Origin of the sequence: Mesorhizobium sp. M1143 (genome assembly GCF_040318435.1) — a bacterium.
Classification (GTDB): Bacteria; Pseudomonadota; Alphaproteobacteria; order Rhizobiales; family Rhizobiaceae; genus Mesorhizobium.
In genome coordinates, this window is sequence record NZ_JAMYMJ010000075.1 from 1 (window position 1) to 17512 (window position 17512).

At 63.4% G+C, this 17512-nt stretch carries 18 protein-coding genes and 1 pseudogene; 12 read left to right on the forward strand and 7 right to left on the reverse strand.

Features of this window, described 5'->3' with window-relative positions; genetic code table 11:
* The 4 genes from NKH35_RS28865 to NKH35_RS28880 form a co-directional block, all read left to right on the forward strand.
* A partial coding sequence (locus NKH35_RS28865) for a LysM peptidoglycan-binding domain-containing protein (protein ID WP_352917162.1) occupies positions 1-431 on the forward strand: 431 nt, incomplete at its 5' end.
* Between the two features lie 230 nt (positions 432-661).
* Positions 662-997, forward strand: a complete 336-nt coding sequence (locus tag NKH35_RS28870; RefSeq protein ID WP_286460755.1) for an ArsR/SmtB family transcription factor — start codon at positions 662-664, stop codon at positions 995-997.
* 24 nt (positions 998-1021) lie between these two features.
* Positions 1022-2902, forward strand: coding sequence for an ABCB family ABC transporter ATP-binding protein/permease (locus NKH35_RS28875; RefSeq protein ID WP_352917163.1), 1881 nt, complete (start codon positions 1022-1024; stop codon positions 2900-2902).
* A 282-nt stretch (positions 2903-3184) separates the two neighbouring features.
* Complete coding sequence (locus NKH35_RS28880; protein WP_023685667.1) at positions 3185-3520, forward strand: antibiotic biosynthesis monooxygenase; 336 nt, start codon at positions 3185-3187, stop codon at positions 3518-3520.
* On the opposite strand, the gene NKH35_RS28885 is transcribed toward NKH35_RS28880, so the two are convergent.
* The gene (locus NKH35_RS28885; protein WP_352917164.1) at positions 3499-4389 is read right to left on the reverse strand and encodes an SMP-30/gluconolactonase/LRE family protein; all 891 of its coding nucleotides are present in this window, start codon (positions 4387-4389) and stop codon (positions 3499-3501) included. The genes NKH35_RS28880 and NKH35_RS28885 overlap by 22 nt on opposite strands.
* A gap of 225 nt (positions 4390-4614) precedes the next feature.
* On the opposite strand from NKH35_RS28885, the gene NKH35_RS28890 reads away from it, so the two are divergent.
* Positions 4615-5526, forward strand: a complete 912-nt coding sequence (locus NKH35_RS28890) for a DMP19 family protein (RefSeq protein ID WP_352917166.1) — start codon at positions 4615-4617, stop codon at positions 5524-5526.
* Positions 5493-5873, forward strand: a complete 381-nt coding sequence (locus NKH35_RS28895; RefSeq protein ID WP_352917168.1) for a hypothetical protein — start codon at positions 5493-5495, stop codon at positions 5871-5873. Before NKH35_RS28890 ends, NKH35_RS28895 begins: the two co-directional genes overlap by 34 nt.
* A gap of 11 nt (positions 5874-5884) precedes the next feature.
* On the opposite strand, the gene NKH35_RS28900 is transcribed toward NKH35_RS28895, so the two are convergent.
* On the reverse strand, positions 5885-6565 hold the full coding sequence (locus NKH35_RS28900) for a lysozyme inhibitor LprI family protein (RefSeq protein ID WP_198028989.1): 681 nt from the start codon (positions 6563-6565) through the stop codon (positions 5885-5887).
* Between the two features lie 181 nt (positions 6566-6746).
* Here NKH35_RS28900 and NKH35_RS28905 point away from each other — a divergent pair, with 181 nt between their 5' ends.
* Together NKH35_RS28905 and pssA are read left to right on the forward strand one after the other, a co-directional pair.
* Entirely contained in the window at positions 6747-7529 is a 783-nt protein-coding gene (locus NKH35_RS28905) for a phosphatidylserine decarboxylase (protein ID WP_280791026.1), read from the forward strand.
* Positions 7530-7532: 3 nt separating this feature from the next.
* Complete coding sequence (pssA, locus tag NKH35_RS28910) at positions 7533-8348, forward strand: CDP-diacylglycerol--serine O-phosphatidyltransferase (RefSeq protein WP_023672701.1); 816 nt, start codon at positions 7533-7535, stop codon at positions 8346-8348.
* A 159-nt stretch (positions 8349-8507) separates the two neighbouring features.
* On the opposite strand, the gene NKH35_RS28915 is transcribed toward pssA, so the two are convergent.
* Entirely contained in the window at positions 8508-10730 is a 2223-nt protein-coding gene (locus NKH35_RS28915) for an AMP-binding protein (RefSeq protein ID WP_352917171.1), read from the reverse strand.
* Positions 10731-10929: 199 nt separating this feature from the next.
* Between NKH35_RS28915 and NKH35_RS28920 the strand changes: the two genes are divergently transcribed.
* On the forward strand, positions 10930-11418 hold the full coding sequence (locus NKH35_RS28920) for an Xre family toxin-antitoxin system antitoxin (RefSeq protein WP_023727360.1): 489 nt from the start codon (positions 10930-10932) through the stop codon (positions 11416-11418).
* Positions 11415-11921: an RES family NAD+ phosphorylase gene (locus NKH35_RS28925; RefSeq protein ID WP_352917172.1), complete on the forward strand. Its 507-nt coding sequence runs from the start codon at positions 11415-11417 to the stop codon at positions 11919-11921. Before NKH35_RS28920 ends, NKH35_RS28925 begins: the two co-directional genes overlap by 4 nt.
* Positions 11922-11924: 3 nt before the next feature.
* Here NKH35_RS28925 and NKH35_RS28930 read toward each other — a convergent pair whose 3' ends face one another.
* A complete protein-coding gene (locus NKH35_RS28930; RefSeq protein ID WP_023735497.1) occupies positions 11925-12335 on the reverse strand; it encodes a tautomerase family protein in 411 nt (136 codons plus the stop codon).
* Positions 12336-12447: 112 nt separating this feature from the next.
* On the opposite strand from NKH35_RS28930, the gene NKH35_RS28935 reads away from it, so the two are divergent.
* On the forward strand, positions 12448-13311 hold the full coding sequence (locus NKH35_RS28935) for a LysR substrate-binding domain-containing protein (RefSeq protein ID WP_352917175.1): 864 nt from the start codon (positions 12448-12450) through the stop codon (positions 13309-13311).
* 134 nt (positions 13312-13445) lie between these two features.
* Here NKH35_RS28935 and NKH35_RS28940 read toward each other — a convergent pair whose 3' ends face one another.
* The 3 genes from NKH35_RS28940 to NKH35_RS28950 form a co-directional block, all read right to left on the reverse strand.
* Entirely contained in the window at positions 13446-14354 is a 909-nt protein-coding gene (locus NKH35_RS28940; RefSeq protein ID WP_023735495.1) for a DMT family transporter, read from the reverse strand.
* Between the two features lie 51 nt (positions 14355-14405).
* Complete coding sequence (locus tag NKH35_RS28945) at positions 14406-15293, reverse strand: DMT family transporter (protein WP_023735494.1); 888 nt, start codon at positions 15291-15293, stop codon at positions 14406-14408.
* A 149-nt stretch (positions 15294-15442) separates the two neighbouring features.
* Positions 15443-16948, reverse strand: coding sequence for a S10 family peptidase (locus tag NKH35_RS28950; protein ID WP_023752519.1), 1506 nt, complete (start codon positions 16946-16948; stop codon positions 15443-15445).
* A 289-nt stretch (positions 16949-17237) separates the two neighbouring features.
* On the opposite strand from NKH35_RS28950, the pseudogene NKH35_RS28955 reads away from it, so the two are divergent.
* A pseudogene (locus tag NKH35_RS28955) lies at positions 17238-17512 on the forward strand (hypothetical protein); the annotation flags it as partial.

A 17512-nucleotide genomic window follows, 5' to 3' on the forward strand; every position in this document is an offset into this window, starting at 1 on the left:
CCCCTGCGAAGCCCGGACCAGCTGCTGCCGCGTCCGCACCAGCCGCACCGGCGGCTGAAGCGCCGGCTCCGGCTGCCCCGGCGGTTGCCGGGGCACCTGCGGCACCGGCAGCGCCTGCCGCTGAGGTTCCAGCCGTCGTCGCGGCGGCAACGCCCGATGTGCCAGAGACGGTGGCGCCAAAGCTTGAACATGCCGACGGCGCGGTGATCATCCGCAGACACGACACCCTGTGGCGGATCTCGCGGCGCGTCTACGGTCACGGCGTGCGCTTCTCGACCATCTATCTCGCCAACCAGGACCAGATCAGCGATCCCGACCGCATCTGGCCCGGGCAGGTGTTCAAGGTTCCGGAAAAGTCCAAGGAAGGCGAAGCCGCCGACCTCAAGGCGATGGGCGAGCAGGTGACAACGGCGCCGGTGAAGACGCAGTAGCGGCCGAGCGCTTGATCTCCCCCCTTGAGGGGGAGATGGCCGGCAGGCCAGAGGGGGTCGCCGCGCATAGAACGCCGACCTTCTCTTTGCTGCAAACGACGTTGCGTCAGGACGTACCGACCCCCTCTGTCGCCTTCGGCGACATCTCCCCCTCGAGGGGGGAGATTAGGTCGCTCTACCCATCGGGTTAGCTTGCCACGCACCCGTTCATCGTCTATCGCCGATGAACGATGGCAGACTCGCTCGCTGAACCAGACCACGCAAACTTGGCACCGCCTGAAAGCCGCGCCGTTGCCGCCCGCTTCGCGGCACTCTCGCATCCGGCGCGCATCGAGATCCTTAGACATCTCTCGGCCAGCAATTCCTGCTGCTGCCGCGAGGTGGTCGATCATCTCGATCTGGCGCAGTCCACCGTGTCCCAGCATCTGAAGATCCTGGTCGAAGCCGGGCTGGTCCGCTTCCAATCCGACCGTCAGCGCTCGCGCTACGAAGTCGACCGCGCCGCGCTCGCCGACGTTTCCGCATCGCTGACCGCACTCGTCAATTCCTGCTGCTCCGGCCGCTGACCTCTCACCCCAAAGGAAAGACAAGTGGCAGAAAAAACCGTTTCCGATAGCTCGACCTTCGGCACCTTGCGCAATCTGTGGCCCTATATGTGGCCGGCCGACCGCCCCGATCTCAGGGCACGCGTCACCTGGGCGACGCTGCTTCTGGTCGTTGCCAAGCTGACGCTGGTTGCCGGGCCCTATTTCTTCAAATGGGCGACGGATGCCCTAGCCGGCGACGCCAAATCGCCGCCGCCGCTGCCATCTTTCCTGCTGGCGCCGGTGATGCTGGTCGTCGCCTACAATGTCGTGCGGCTGGTGCAGCTTGGCTTCAACCAGCTGCGCGACGCGCTGTTTGCCCGCGTTGGCCAATATGCGGTGCGCCAGCTCGCGTTCCGCACCTTCGTTCACATGCACCAGCTGTCGCTGCGCTTCCACCTCGAGCGCCGCACCGGCGGCCTGTCGCGCATCATCGAGCGCGGCACCAAGGGCATCGAGACGATCGTGCGCTTCATCATGCTGAACACGGCGCCGACCATCCTCGAATTCGCGCTGACCACCGGTATCTTCGCCTACACTTATGGCTGGAAATATGTGGTCGTGGTGGCGGCCACGGTGTGGCTCTACGTCTGGTTCACGGTTCGCGCCAGCGACTGGCGCATTTCGATCCGCCGCGACATGAACGACAGCGACACCGACGCCAACACCAAGGCGATCGACTCGCTGCTCAACTACGAGACCGTCAAATACTTCAACAACGAGGGTATGGAGGCTGAGCGCTTCGACCGTTCGATGGCGCGCTATGAAATGGCGGCGACCAGAATATGGACCTCGCTCGGTTGGCTGAATTTCGGCCAGGGCATCATCTTCGGTCTCGGCACCGTCATCGTCATGTGCATGTCGGCGCTGGAGGTGCAGGCCGGCACGCAGACGGTCGGCGATTTCGTCTTCATCAACGCCATGCTGATGCAGCTTGCGGTGCCGCTCAATTTCATCGGCTTCATCTACCGCGAAATCCGCCAGGGGCTGACCGACATCGAGCAAATGTTCGACCTGCTCGATGTGCCGCAGGAAATCACCGACAAGCCGGATGCCAAGCCACTGGCCGTTACAGCCGGCAAGGTCGAGTTCCGCGACGTGCATTTTGCCTACGATCCCAACCGCAAGATCCTGAAAGGTGTCTCCTTCGAGGTGCCGGCCGGCAAGACGGTGGCCATTGTCGGACCGTCCGGCGCCGGCAAGTCGACGATTTCGCGGCTGCTATTCCGCTTCTACGACGTCCAGGGTGGTCAGGTGCTGATCGACGGCCAGGACGTCAGGGATGTGACCCAGCAGAGCCTGCGCGGCGCGATCGGCATGGTGCCGCAGGACACCGTGCTGTTCAACGACACCATCGCCTACAACATCCGTTACGGTCGCATCGGTGCCAGCGAAGAGGATATGCAGAAAGCCGCCGAGCTTGCCCAGATCGGCCCGTTTATCGAACGGCTGCCGGAAGGTTATCGCTCGATGGTCGGTGAGCGCGGGCTAAAGCTGTCGGGCGGCGAAAAGCAGCGCGTGGCGATTGCCCGCACGATTTTGAAGGCGCCGCCGATCCTGATGCTCGACGAGGCGACCTCGGCGCTGGACAGCCACACCGAACAGGAAATCCAGGCCGCCCTCGACCTGGTCAGCAAGGGCCGCACCACCATCGTCATTGCGCATAGGTTGTCGACGGTGATCACCGCCGACGAGATCATCGTGCTCAAGGACGGCGAGATCGCCGCGCGCGGCACCCATGCCGAGCTGATGCAAAAGCACGGCCTCTACGCCTCGATGTGGGACCGCCAGCGCGAAGCGACGGAAGCCGAAGAGAGGCTTCGGATCGCCAGGGAGAGCGATGAGTTGGGTGTGGTTGTGCGCAGAAGGACGTCGGAGTTGAGCTAGGTGGCGGAGCGCCAATCTCCCCTTGAGGGGGAGATGTCGCCGAAGGCGACAGAGGGGTCACCGCGCGTGAAGCGCTAACCTCCATCTGTCGCAAGGGGGGCGCATCCAGTCGAACCGACCCCCTCTCGCCTGCCGGACATCTCCCCAACGAGGGGGGAGATATGCAGCGTCGTCTCCATCATCACCACCGAAAATTTCCCCTTGACCTCAACCTAAGTTGAGATCGCAAACCCGTTCCTGAGCCACCGAACCCAAGTCGTTCAAGAACGGAGATAGATTCAAATGGATAAACTTGCCGAGGCAGCCGTGTTCAGGGTCGACAAATTCGTCGTTCCTGCCGAGGCCCGTGAAGAAATCCTTCGCAAGGTCAGGGCAACGCATGAACTGCTGCGCCTGCAGCAAGGCTTCGTCCAGGATTTCGTGCTCGAGCAATTTTCGGGCCCGGGCGAGTTCAACCTGGTCACCATTGTCGAATGGGAAAACCAGGCGGCCGTCGACAATGTCGTGCCGATCGTCAAGGCAGCCCATGAGCGGGCGGGCTTCAACCCGCAGGAGACCATTGCCCGGCTGGGTGTGAAGGCCGATATCGCCAATTATCAGCGTCTGCCTGAGATGTAGGAGGGCCAGTCCGTGCCAGGTGCGGGCGCTTCGACGCTCATTGCCTGGCCGGTGCGGGCATCGCTGATCATATGTTCGAAGCCGCGCCATTGGGCGGCAACGATGAACAGCGTCTTGCCATCCAGGCCGCCGAGCATGCAGGCAAAGCAGCCGCGATCGGCATTGACGCACTGCAAGACCTCACCACCTTCGCGCACCCGCACACAGCGTTTGTTGGGAACATCCGCATACCAGGCAGTTCCTTCGGCATCGAGGCAGACGCCGTCGGGAAAGCCATCGAGATCGGCCCAGACCCGGCGGTTGGAAAGCCCGCCATCCTCCGCGATATCGAAGGCGGTCAGCCGGTTGGCATGCGACTCCGCCACGATCAGTGTCCTGTTGTCCGGCGTCACCGCCATGCCGTTGGCGAAAGCGATGTTCTCGGCCACTTGTCGAACCGAGCCGTCCGGCGTGATCAGCACGATGGTGCCGGGCCCGAAATGCTCGCTCGGTGCAGGCGCCGACCCGCCGCCATTGACATAGATGTTGCCGCGCCCGTCGACGACGATCTCGTTCCACGGGCTGTTTGACAGCGACCGAAGATCGGCATGGGTGGCCAGCGTTCCATCCGCCTCCTGCCGCAGCAACAAGCCATCCCGACCCGAGACGATCAGCAATCGGCCATCCGGCAACCAGTCGATCGAATAGGGCAGGATGGCCGGCACGGTGAGCATCACCTGGTTCCCGCCGTCCTCATCCACCGCGACGATCTCTCCGGTTCCCCAGTTGCAGAGCCACAGGCGTCCGTCGTGCCAGCGGGGAGACTCTCCGAAAGCGAGGCCTTCTGTAATGACCTTGGCGTTCAGGGCGACTGATTTCGAGGATGGCATCTCTGACCCTGGTTTGTCGACTCGCCGCAATTCGGCATTGTCGCGAAGCGCTTTCCTGCCAAGGACGTATGAATCTGTGGCGCCCCGACATGACCGTCGACAATTCGGCAAACCATCGTGCGAATGCCTCTGGATCAGAGTGCCTTTAATCCTTGAGGGCAGCTGATATTGTCGCGTCGGAAATAACCCGTTCGCGCAAGTTTTGCGACCAAGAGAGTATTTTCGATGTTCGGTTTCTTTTCCCGCAAATCCAAGAAAACGCCCGAGAAGTCGGCATCAGATTCTGGAAAGCAGTTGGAATTCGGCCTGCCGTTGCCAGTCGTCGTACTTCGTTCGAACGTCGAGGATCCTGATGAAGAGCCGTTTTTTCTCGTCTTCGCTGTCATGCAATTCGTCACAGCGATGGTTTCCAAAGGACTCTATCGTTATCCCGAAATCGACACCAAGGCGATGCAGGTCCTTCATGCCGACTCGTACTCTTCGGAGGTAAAGAACGGCGGCCATAGTCAATTCATCCACAATGCCGGGCAGGAAATCGGCGCCATGATTGCCAACGCACGAGCTGGACTCACTGCTTGTGGCGCAAAGGGCCAGCTTGCGACTTTGGAAAAGATGTCCAGCTGGATTGCAGACCATCCCAACGAAGCCGCCCAGCAGACGGGCTTCGAGGGCGGGCGGGATGATTTTCTCGATACACTTGATCATGCGTTCTACGTTGCGGATGAGGCCGCGCCCATGGAAAACCTTTTGGCGCGCTGGATCGCGTCATGGCCTGATCTGCAAGTTGTCGATAGTGACGATTACGACGACGTCATACACCGGCTGGTGATGGCCAATCCGAAGCGCGAAGGCAGGCTTCTTCATAAGTCCGTTGGCAACTTGGCAGGCCAGATGATCTTGAGCTGGCGCGATGTCGGGGCCGGCCTTGCCTGCGCCAAGATCGCGCCGCCCGAGATCAAAATCGCGTTCGGCATGGCAAGGATGCTGAACATAGAAGGAGAGAAACAGCTGGTTTTCAACTTCAGACCAGCGCGAAGAAGACCCGACTATGCAGTGCGACGGAGACACACGTCACGGTCTACGAGTACATCGCTCCAGAAGAGTTGCTTGTCATACCGCAAGGTGAGAGCCCGCTAGCGGCTAACGCCCCGAAAGTTGGCGCCAAGCTTGGCATTGCTGAAGAGCCCGAGATCACAGCGGTCATTGAGCTGGCGGAACAATACCATGCTCCCGCCGCCGTCGACCTCCTGCTCCGCAAGGCAGGCTTCGACCCGACGGATGCCATCGTTTCTGCGAATTCGGTGGTGCAGAAGGAGGAAGGAGCAATCGTGAATTGGGTGGTGCTGGCATCAGGCCAAGTCTTCCTTTTTCAATCGTTGCGGAACGGCGGTGTGCTCTTGCGCGGCAAGGATGATGAAAGCCTCGCTGAGGCCGCTATGGCCGAGCTCAATGCCCACTTTGATCGCTCCGCTGCGGCGGGTTAGCGACAGCAAGCCTACTTTTTCTCAGTCAGGAAGAACGTGCCATCGGCATGGCCGTTGGCGCCGCATGACGGTGGCTCGGATCTGTCGTCCTTGCCGGTGCCGCTCTGCTCGACGGCAAGCGCATCGCCGTTGCGGCGAAAGGTGAAGACAAAACCGGTTGGGTTGTCGTTGTCGACGGCACGGTCGACCAGCCGCAGAGTGTTGCGCTCCTCGACCGTGCCGTCGATCTCGCATGACCCACTTCCCGAGACTGGATTGGAAACGACATCTTCCGAGATTTCGACCTTGCCTCCGCCAACAGCCTTGATGTCGACGCTGCCGCGCACGTTGCTCCATGTGCCGATCAAACCTGCATCGGGGGGCTTGCGTATGCCGGACAGGAAGGTTGCGCGGTCGCGCAGGAATTCGCCGAGATCGAAAGTCTGTTGGTTCTTGGGCGAACTTTCGTTGAAACCGGCGATCTGATCGCGATAGGCGATGAAATCGCTTTGGTCGTCCCGCAGCGCCTTCCCGGCATGAGCATCGAGCCTCTTCAGCAGCGCGGTATAATTCTTCGCGACGTCGGCATCGGCTTGCGCCAGGACCGGATCGGCGCAAATGGCCTTTTCCGCCAAGCTGGCGGCCTTGGCGCAGTCGAAGGATGGCTTGCCTTGCGCAACTGCGTGGTCGCTCGCTGCCACAAGTACGGTCAAAACGGCACCCACGGCTGCCGATCGTATGGCAACAAGATACGTTTTGCCTGAATTTGGCGCCATGGCAGTCGGCCTTTTCGCCGCGCGTTCAGCCGGCGTTGGCCCGAATTCTGGCGGCAAAGCCGGCGGCAGGCAAGCACGTCACCGTTCCTGCCGGCTGCGGACGATGCGGCCTTGCCCAATGTTGCGTTGCGGCAGCGGAGCCTTTCCGGTATTGAGGCCGGACCTGAAACAGGGACCGCCCCCATCCCATGAGCCCCATCCGATGAGCCTTGTCGATTCGATCAAGAATGCCTTCGTTCCGATCCATCGCGAGGGCTATCCGTTCATTGCCGCCTTTGGTGCGGGCACGCTGTTCCTCGGCTATTTCTCCTCGGTGCTGTTCTGGATCGGCCTGATCCTGACCGCCTGGTGCGTCTATTTCTTCCGTGACCCCGAGCGTGTCACCCCGGTCGATGACAGGCTGGTGGTCAGTCCCGCCGACGGCGTCATCTCGGCGGTCGGCCCGGCCGTGCCGCCGCGCGAGCTTGGCCTCGGCAACACCGAGATGACCCGCATCTCGGTGTTCATGAACGTCTTTTCCTGCCATGTGAACCGCGCTCCGGTGCGCGGCCGCATCACCAAAATCGAGCACCGGCCGGGCAAGTTCCTCAATGCCGAACTCGACAAGGCAAGCTCGGAGAACGAGCGCAACGGGCTGGTCATAGACAGTCCCAACGGCATCGTTGTCGCCGTGCAGATTGCCGGCCTAGTGGCGCGCCGCATCGTCTGCTGGGCCGAGACCGGCGGCTCCATTGCCGTCGGCGAACGCTTTGGCCTGATTCGCTTCGGCTCGCGCGTCGATGTCTTCCTGCCGTTGACCGCGGTGCCGCGCGTCGCCGTCGGCCAGACGGCGGTCGGCGGCGAAACCGTGCTCGCCGAATTCGGCGGCGTCGCCGCAACCCCGCTCGTCAGGATTTCGTAAGCGGTGGGCGCGCCGTTCAAAAAGTTCGAGGCCCATGGCAGCGGCGGCCCGCGCATCCGCGAAATTCCGATGCGCATGGTGCTGCCTAATCTGGTCACCGTGCTTGCCATCTGCGCCGGCCTGTCCGGCATCCGCTTCGGCTTCGAGGGCCGTTTCGAGCCGGCCGTGGTGATGGTGCTGCTCGCCGCCTTCCTGGACGGCATAGACGGGCGCCTGGCGCGCATGTTGAAGGCGACATCCAAATTCGGCGCGCAGATGGATTCGCTAGCCGACATCGTCAATTTCGGCGTCGCACCAGCACTGGTGCTCTACGCCTTCCTGCTCGACCGCGCCGGCTCATTCGGCTGGATCGCAGCCCTTCTGTTCACCATCGCCTGTGGCCTGCGGCTGGCGCGCTTCAACGTGCTCGACGAAGACCATGACCGGCCGATCTGGCAGAGCGAATACTTCGTCGGCGTGCCGGCGCCGGCCGGCGCTGTGCTGGTTATGCTGCCGCTCTATCTGTCGTTCCTGCGGCTCGGTCTCGAGCCCGACCGCTTGACGGCCTTCGTCGCCACCGGCTTCACCGTCCTGGTCGCTTTCCTGCTGGTCAGCCGGCTGCCGGTCTATTCCGGCAAAAGCCTGAAAGTGCCGGGCGACAAGGTGCTGCCGATCATCCTGGCGGTCGTTCTCTACGTCCTGCTGTTGATGACCTATCCCTGGTACACGCTGACCGCCTCTGTCGCAGGCTATCTCATCTTCCTGCCTTTCAGCGTGCGGGCGTATTCGAAGCGCGCCAAGCGCGAGGGCGAAAAAGTGCCGCCGTCGGATATTGGGTAGTTGTTATCTCCCCCCTTGAGGGGGAGATGTCGCCGAAGGCGACAGAGGGGGTCGGTACGCCCCGGACGCGACCTCGTTTGAGCGAAGAGGACGTCGGCGCTTCACGCGAGGCGACCCCCTCTGGCCTGCCGGCCATCTCCCCTCAAGGAGGGAGATACGCTAAGCCGCCAGGCCCAGCCCCAGCTTCTCGATCGCCAGGTTCCGCGTCGAGACATAATCCGTCTTGCCGGAACCCAGCACCGGGATCTCCTCGACCTTGACGATGTCGTTGGGCACCATCAGTTCGGCCGCACCTGCCTTCTTGCCGAAGGCGCGCAGTTCTTCCGGATCGGCGTCGTCGGCGGTGGTGACCAGCACGATGCGCTCGCCCCGCCTCTTGTCCGGCACCGCCACCGCGGCGTGGCGCTCTTCCGGCCACAGCGACTGCACCAGCATCTCGACGGCGCCCAACGACACCATCTCGCCAGCGATCTTGGCGAAGCGTTTTGCCCGGCCGCGAATGGTGATGAAGCCTTCGCGGTCGACCGAGACGATGTCGCCGGTGTCGTGCCAGCCGTCCAGCGGCTGCAATTCGCCGGGCCGGTCAGCGGTCATGTAGCCCATCATCAAATTCGGCCCGTCGAGCCACAGGCGGCCGGCACCCTCGATACCCTCGACCGGTTCGAGCTTCATGCGCATCGCCGGCAACAGCCGTCCGACCGTGCCGTCGCGACCATGGATGGCGGTGTTGACGGCGACGACGGGAGCGGCCTCCGTCAATCCGAACCCCTCGATGATCGAGGCATCGAAGCGCTCGCGATAAACGCGCCGCGTCTCCGGCTTCACCGCTTCCGCGCCGGCGACGACGAAGCGCAGGCTGGAGAAATCGCCATCCTTGGCGGTGCGGGCATAGTTGGCGAGGAAAGTGTCGGTGCCGAACATGATGGTCGGCTTCACCTTGCGGGCGATCTCCGGGATGATCTTGTAGTGCAGCGGTGACGGGTAGAGGAACAGTTTTACCCCGGTCACCAGCGGCAGGATGGTACCGCCGGTCAGGCCGAAAGAATGAAAAACCGGCAGCACGTTGAGCAGGATGTCGGACGGCGAAATGGTAATGCGCGCCTCAGCCTGCATGGCGTTGGCGTGGAGATTGCGATGCGACAGCACCACGGCCTTGGGCGTGCCTTCCGAGCCTGAGGTGAACAGGATTGCGGCGGGCTTGGCCGCATCCTGCCGCTGCAGCGGGAACCGCCAGAGCACCGCTGCTGCGAGCTTTTCCAGCGTCGTGACGCTTGCGCGCACATCCTCCAGCCACAGCATCTTGGCGCCGCCGGCCTCGACCGCGGCGATGATGTCGGCAAGCGCCGCCTTTTCGACGAACGCGCGCGAGGAAACCACCGTTCGGATGACTGCGGTGCGGACCGCGGCCGTGACGCTGGCCGGCCCTGCCGTGTAGTTGATCATCGCCGCTACCCGGCCGGCCGAGAGCAGGCCGACGAAGGACAGCACCACGCCATTGGCGTTGGGCAGCAAAACCCCGACCGCTTCGCCGGGCGCCGCCACCGCCTCGAAACGGCGGCCGAGCACGCGCGCGCCGATGAACATTTTTCGATAGCTGAGCGAGCCGCTGATCACATCCTCGATGATCGGGTGCGAGGCGCCGGTGCGATCCGCGGCATCGCGCATGGCCAGGAACAGGCCGCGATCGAGGTTGCTGCCATAAAGCCGCGCCTCGGCGATGCGGTCGAACAAGGCATTTGTGTTGGAAGCCTGGTCGGGGTTGCGCGCCACCAGTTCGGCAATCGTCATTGGTTCCAGCACGCTGATCGAGAGTTTTGGGAACCAGTGGCGCGGCGCCCGGTTCTTTGGCGTCAAGGAAACCGGCAGGTCGCGCGCGCCGGTGACGAAGATCGGCGCGATGCGGGCGTCGGCCTGCATGGCGATGCGGGTGACGGCGCGGAACAGGCGAAACGTCTTCACATCGGGCTCGACGTCACCGGGCAGATAGACGGCAAGCCGGCCTTTACCCTTCAGCACCCTGACCAGCCGCCGGCTGACGAAGAGATGCTCGGCGTTGAAGGCGATGGTGCGGCCAAGCTCGCGCCAAGGCTCCGTCCAGGGCGAGCGCGCCGAGGCCTCGTCGAGAATGTGCAGCGTGTCGTCGGGCAGCAGCGACAGCATCAGCGCCGGCTCGAAGCGTGACTGGTGCGAGACCACATAGATCACCGGCGTCGGCGCGTTGCGGGCAATGCGGATGCGCCGGTCATCGATCCGGTAGGCGAGCTTGAACGGCACATAGAGTAGCGCCTGGGTAAAGCGCAGGTCGAGACGAAACGTCTCGATCGCGCCAATCAGCAGCCAGGCCAGCACGAGGCCTGCAAGCAGCGCCAGTGTCAGGATCATGCCGCGTCTCTCCCAACGGTCCGGTATGCGGCTCTTCGTCCGCTTCGAGAGCAGAGGGTAGCGCAATGGGGAGCAAGGTCAATGCGCGGGTGCGAGGGAGCGGTGTTCCACCTGACCTCACCAGGCAATGACCCAAACGCAGGCCTTGAAATGTTGCGACACGTGTCGTAAATAAAGCGACACGTGACGGAGAGGTAATATGGCCAGTTCCCCGCTGGGTTTTGCCGAGGCACCACATATGGAGCCGGAGTTCGAACGAATGGTCGACCTGTTTGGTGGACGGAAGGTTCTTGGATTCTCGGTAGCCAGTCCTCTTGAGGCACATGAAATGATCCTGCATGGAATTCCGGGCCAGGCGCTCGAAAGCCTCGTCAGGCATCTGATGGTCATTGATCCCGCCGATGCGTTTGAGACCGCATTCGGCATGAGCGAGCGGACATTTCAGCGGCACAAATCGGATCACTCCAAGACCCTCAGTCGGGAGCAAGGTTCCAGAACCTGGAACTTCGCCAAGCTCCTGACAAAGGCCACGTCCGTGCTCGGGACTCAGGAAGACGCGGAAAAATGGATGATCGAGTCTGCCATGGGTTTGGACAATCGCCGGCCGATCGATCTGCTGGCCACGGCGGCGGGCACTGCGCTTGTGCAGGAGTTTCTTGAGCGGCTCGACTATGGTGTCTACGCGTGACGCCTTTGCCGGGCCCCCTCGGAACAGGGCAGTTGTTGGGCTGGAGGCTTGATCACAGACGCTTCAAGGCGAGCTGGGACAGTGGCGAAGGAGCCTTCAAGCTTGGGGGAAGGTGGAACAGCAAAGGGATCAGAGCCGTATATGCGTCCATCGACCCATCGACCGCCATCTTGGAGGTGGCGGTCCACAAGGGGTTTCGCACGCTGGATACTGTCCCTCACGTGCTGACGGCATTCGACATCGTCGATCCATCAGAGATTTATGTGGTCCAAACCGACGATATTCCGAACGCGAACTGGCTGCGTCCCGGCATCCCGGGCGCGGGACAGCAGCAGTTCGGCGATGGTCTACTGGCAAAGCATCCGTTCTTTCTGATCCCCAGCGCGGTATCCCAGCACAGCTGGAACCTGGTGTTCGATCCCAACCGGGCGGCAGGCCTTTATAGCTTGCATCTCCGGGAGGATTTCGCGCTTGATACAAGGCTTCATCCTCCCGCTGGGTAGCAATCAGGCCGTGGCCTTCAGCCGCCCACTGATGAACCGGAACTCCTGCGACTTGCCGCCATAACCGTATGCCGCGGCCGGGACTTCATGCACGAAGGCATAGCTTTCCTCGTGCACACCACCCAGCAACTTACCGAAGGCCTCAAAGATCGCCTTCAGATAGGCTTCCAGCTCCAGCTTGGTGTTGGTGCCGTCGACCACCTTGATGTCGAGCCAGAAAGTATTGGCGCCATGCTCTGCCAGCGACTTGCCGCCGGCGAACCAGTGCTGCGGGTCGATATAGGTGACGGCGACGGCGGTGATCGTCGGGTCCTTGCGCAGATGGGTTGCGGTCAGGCCGGTGATTTCCTTGGCAATTATGGCGGACAGCTTGGCGTCGGGCTTGCCGGTGATGCTGATGTTGATGATGGGCATTTTTCTCTCCTTCGTTTGAGCGGCGCCTGTTTGCCGTTGGAGAGACAATGCCACCGTCTTTGAATCAAAAAAAACGAATTGTTTCGAACAAAAGGTTCTGTATTATCGAAGTATGCAAGTGCTCGATCCCGATCTGCTCAGAACCTTCCTTGCCTTTGTCGATGGCGGCTCGCTGGCTCAGGCTGCGTCTGCTGTCGGCCGCTCGCCCTCGGCGGTGACCGCGCAGATGCAGCGCCTGGAGGAGATCGTCGGCGAACCGCTGCTGGTGGCGCAGGGGCGCGGGCGCGGGCTGACGCCGGCCGGCGAGGATCTTGTCGGTCATGCCCGCCGCATTCTTGCCGTGCACAGCGAGGCCTGGTTGGCGCTCAAGGGCGCGCGTGCCGCCGGTCGCGTCGCTATCGGCACGACACAGGATTTCGCCGATAGCGGCCTGCCGGAGCTGCTGCGCGCCTTCGCGGCCAGCCATCCGCGCGTCAGGGTCGAACTCCGCGTCGGCCGTTCGGCCGAGCTTGGCGAGGCGCTGCAGGCCGGGCAGCTCGATCTGGCCGTTGTCATGCGCAAGACGCCGGCCAATGACGAAGTCGGGCTGGTCAGTGAGCCGATGCTGTGGCTGTGCTCGCAAAAAGGGCTTGCCGTGCGGGAAGAGGAATTGCCGCTGGCGCTGCTCGACCCCTATTGCGGCTTTCGCGAAGCAGCACTCGCGGCCCTCGATGCTGCCGGCCGCCGCTACCGCATTGCCGCCGGCAGCGCCAGCCTTGCCGGCTTACGCACGGCGGTCAATGCCGGCATCGCGTTGACCTTGCGCACCGCCCGCTTTGCCCATTCAGGCATTGCCGAAGCACCGCGCGAATTCGCCCTGCCGCCGGTGCCGACAGCGCAATTCGCGATAAAACTCGGCCAGGGCGCCGAGCGGCCGGCGCGCGATCTTGCCATCCTGCTCAGCGACAACCTCGCCTTGCCCGGCTTTGCCGGCTGATGTCCAAAGAAAAAGCCGACCTTTACGGTCGGCTTTGAGGAGGACGGGTCGAGGGGTTTGGGGGGACTTGGGGGGTGACCCGTCGCACATAAAACTGCCTGATCCGCATGATGGTTCCATGACTTGGAAAATAATTATTGGGTTGCCGCACTTTTTCTCGCGGCCAGCCAGTCGCGCCCCGCATGGGCGAAAACCGCGCACAGTACTATGGCGCCGCCGATCAGGCTGGCGGCCGGCGCGATCTCGCCGAGGAACAGGAAGGCGAACAGGATCGCAAACGGCACTTCGGCGGCACCGAGAAGGCCGGACTCAGGCGCAGGGATCAGCCGCGAGCCTTCCGTCCACAGGATCGACGCCGCCGCGAACGATCCTCCGAAGGCGACGAGCAGCACGGCGTCGCGAGCAGAAATCGCCAGGGGGTCGGTGACGAACCAGCCGAGCACGAACAGCAGAAGCGCCGAGACTGCGCCCGCCCACACCACCGGCGTGTCGCGGAAGGCGCGCACCATGATCATGTAGAGCGCGCTGCCGGCGGTCATCAGCAGCGCGAGCCCATCGCCAAACAGATGACCGCTGCCGAAGCCGGAGCCGACCATGATCGCCACGCCGCACAGCGAAACGGCGGCGGCGGCAAGCGTCTGCGCCCGGAACGGCTCGCGCACCAGCACGAAGGCGAGCAGCGCGGTGATGAAGGGCGCGGTGGCGTAGATGACCGCGACATTGGCGACATAGGTGAATTTGAACGCCGAGATGAAGGCGATGCTGGCCGCGGCGCCCTCGAGGGCCAGCAACCAGCCGCGCCAGCCAAGCCGCAAGCTTTCCCGCCCGCCGGAGCGGCGCCGGCGCCACAGCACATAGAAGGTGATCAGGATCGCGCCGACAAAGCCGCGCCAGCAAGTGATGATCAGCGGGTCGGCGTGGATCGATTTGGTCAGCACGCCGGTCAGGGCGAAGAAAGCCGCCGAGGCCGCCACCAGCATGATGCCGAGCGTACGCTCGGCAGCGGTATCTGTGGTGCCTGGGCCGTCGAGCGCTTCCGTCATCTCAGCAGCCTATCCGTCTTCTCCTGCCACCATGCTGTCAGCACGGGGTACTCATAGCCGCTTGCGGAAATGCTCGTTGCCGATGATCAGCAGGCCGGCGCCGACGATCAACGCCGCCCCCAGAAACACCTCGCGACGCGGCACGTCGCCCCAGATCGCAAAGCCGAGCCCGAAGGCCCAGACCAATGAGGTGTATTCGAACGGCGCCACGATCGACACCGGCGCCCGCTTCATGCCTTCGAACAGCATAAATTGCGCCACGCCGCCGAGCGCGCCGACGCTGATCAAAAGCAGCAACTGGCGCCAGTCCGGCATCTGCCAGACCAACAGCGCCGGCACCGCGGAAAACACCAGGAAGTAGAAATTGTTGAGCACAAGCTGGATCAGCGTGCGCTCGGCCAGCGCCGTCTTGCGCAACAGCACCACGGCAATGCCCCACAGCACTGCCGCCGCCAGTACCAAGAGCATCGGCACGGACAAGCCGAGACGAGCGGGATCACAGGCGGTGAAGACGCCGACGAAGCCGATGAACACCGCCAGCCAGCGCAACAGCGGCACCTTTTCGCCAAGCATCACCACCGACAGCACGGTGACGATGATCGGGGCGGCGTAATAGATGGTGGTGAGTTCGGCCAGCTGCAGGGAGCGGGCGGCGTTGTAGTAGCAGAGCCAGGCGCCGAGCGTGAAGGCGCTGCGCACCAGCATCGGCCGCACGATGGGCGAGCGCATTGTGTCGGCAAAGATGCGCGGTCCGCCGATTGCAGCACAGCCGATAAGCACAGCGATCGAGCGGAAGAACATGATCTGCCAGACGCTGATGCCGACGACCAGAAGCTTGATCGCGGCGTCCTGGGTCGAAAACAGGAAATAGGCGCAGCCGGTGAACAGGATGCCGGCAAGCACCCTTTCGCGGGTTTCCAGAATGGCAATATCGGCCATGCGGCGTGTCCGGCGCTGTCAAGAGGACGAAGAAGAAGCCTGCCCCAATCAGGCTCCCATTGCAGGCTACACGGGCGAAAGCCTGCGGGGCGCTACGCCAGTGGCAAGCTTGCGTTGGCGCAGCCTGGCCGACAGCGTGGGCACGCCGTTCACTGTGTTGCCTGGTAGAGCTCCGAAGCGGCCTCCTTCAGGGCGCGCCGGCCGCCCGGCCTGAGATACATCATGTGGCCGCCCTCGATGACGTCGAGACGGATGGGTTTTGCCCCGCCGAGCGTCGGGATTTGGCTCACCAGATAGCGTGAGGCCAGATAGGGAGTGACCAGATCGGTGTCGCCGTTGACGATCACCACGCCGAGCCCCGGGTTGAGCGAGCGCGCCCGCTGCAGATCGTCCATCACCCCGGCATAGCCTTGCCGCGAGCCGCCATAGTCCCAGGCGTGGGTCACATCGCCATTGAGCAACCTGTAGCTGACATCGGTGCGAAAATTCAGCTCGTCGCGCGCATAACCGACAAAGGCCGAGGTCAGCGCCGGCACGCTGCGGTCGAGCACCGGATCTGGGCCGGCGCTGCGGGCGCTCTCCGGGGCGATGTCGCTGGTGGCGATGGTGCCGTCATACGGGCTGAGCACTTTGCCACTGGGGCGCTGGAATTCGCGCGCGAACAGGGCGGTCGGGATGCGGGCGAAATTGCGTTGCACGAGGTCGAGCGGCAGGCCGGTGATCTCGGCCACGCGCTGGCTGGCCAGCCGCCCACCCTGTTCCAGCCCGCCGGCCAGAGCGGTGAGGTAGTCACCCATAGCATAGTGTTCGACCTCGGCGAGCTTTTCGCGCAGCGCCTCGCCGCTGAGGCCTTCGCTGCGCAGGCGCACCGCCGCCAGCGAGGGCAGTTCCAGCGCCCAATGCAGTGGCTGGAATTCGTCGGGCAGCACCAGCGTGAACTCCAGTGCAGGCGAGATCAGCACGATGCCGTTGGGGCTCAGGCCGACATCTTCCTGCAGGGTCCTGGCGAGAAGTGCCGCGCGGAACCCGCCATAGCTTTCGCCGGCAAGGAAGAGCGGCGATCCGGTGCGGCCGTTCTGGGCGAGATAGAGCCGGATGAAAGCGCCGATCGAACTGGCGTCCTGGCTGACGCCCCAAAAATCTTTTGTGTCCTGGCCGGGGGCCTCGCGGCTGTAGCCGGTGCCGACCGGATCGACGAAGACGAGGTCGGTCATGTCGAGCCAGCTGTCGGGATTGTCGATCAGCTTTTGCGGCGGCGGCAGGAATTGGCCATCGGCGCCGGTCGCGACGACACGCGGGCCGAGTGCGCCGAGATGCAGATAGGCGGATGCCGCGCCCGGGCCGCCATTGAAGACGAAGGTGATGGGGCGAGCCTTCTCCGCGCCCGCCAGTGGCGGCAGCGTATAGGCGACATAGAAGATTTCCGCGGTGACCTCGCCCTTGCCGGATAGCAGTGACAGCGTGCCGGCCTTAGCCTGATAGTCCAGCTTGCGCCCGGCAATGGTGATTGAATGGCTGGTCGTCTGCGGTGCCGGCAGCAGCGACAGCACGCCGCCTGCCGGTGCGGGGCGCTCGGGCGTTTCGGCGACGACTGGCTGCGCGAAGGCTGCAAGCACCAACAGGGTAAGCGAGATCAGTTTCAGCTTGAACGGCATGATGCCTCCGCGGGAATGACTCTGCTTAGGTATGGCTCGGGCGGTCGAAGTCAAAGTAACTCTTCGCGAGCTAGCGTTCCTTCACGCCCCCTCTGTCCTGCCGGACATCCCCCACAGGGATGGAGATTGGATGTCGCGACCGCCTTCGCTAATCGCCGGCGTAGAAAGCGCCATCGGCGAAGCTGCAGATCTCCCCCCTGTGGGGAGGTGGCCGGCAGGCAGAGGGGGGCGCTGTCTCGCCGGCATATCAGTGCTATCAAAGCGCGACGGACTCGAAAAGGAATGCAACATGGACGCCACCGCACTCAAGGCCATGCAGGCACCGATCAAGGAGGCTTATCGCGACGATTCCTCGCGAGCGCTGATCACGCTTCGCGCCAAAGGCTCCATCGACGACCAGTCGATTGCCTGCAAGGTCGAGACGGGCAGGGCGCTGGCGGGGGGGGGGGCGCGCAACCCCCCCGCCGGGGGGCGGGGGGGCGCGTATGTGTGGGGGGGGGGGTTTTTGTGGGGGGGGGGGTGGGGGGGGGGGCGGGGGGGGGGGGGGGGGGCGGGGGGGGGGGG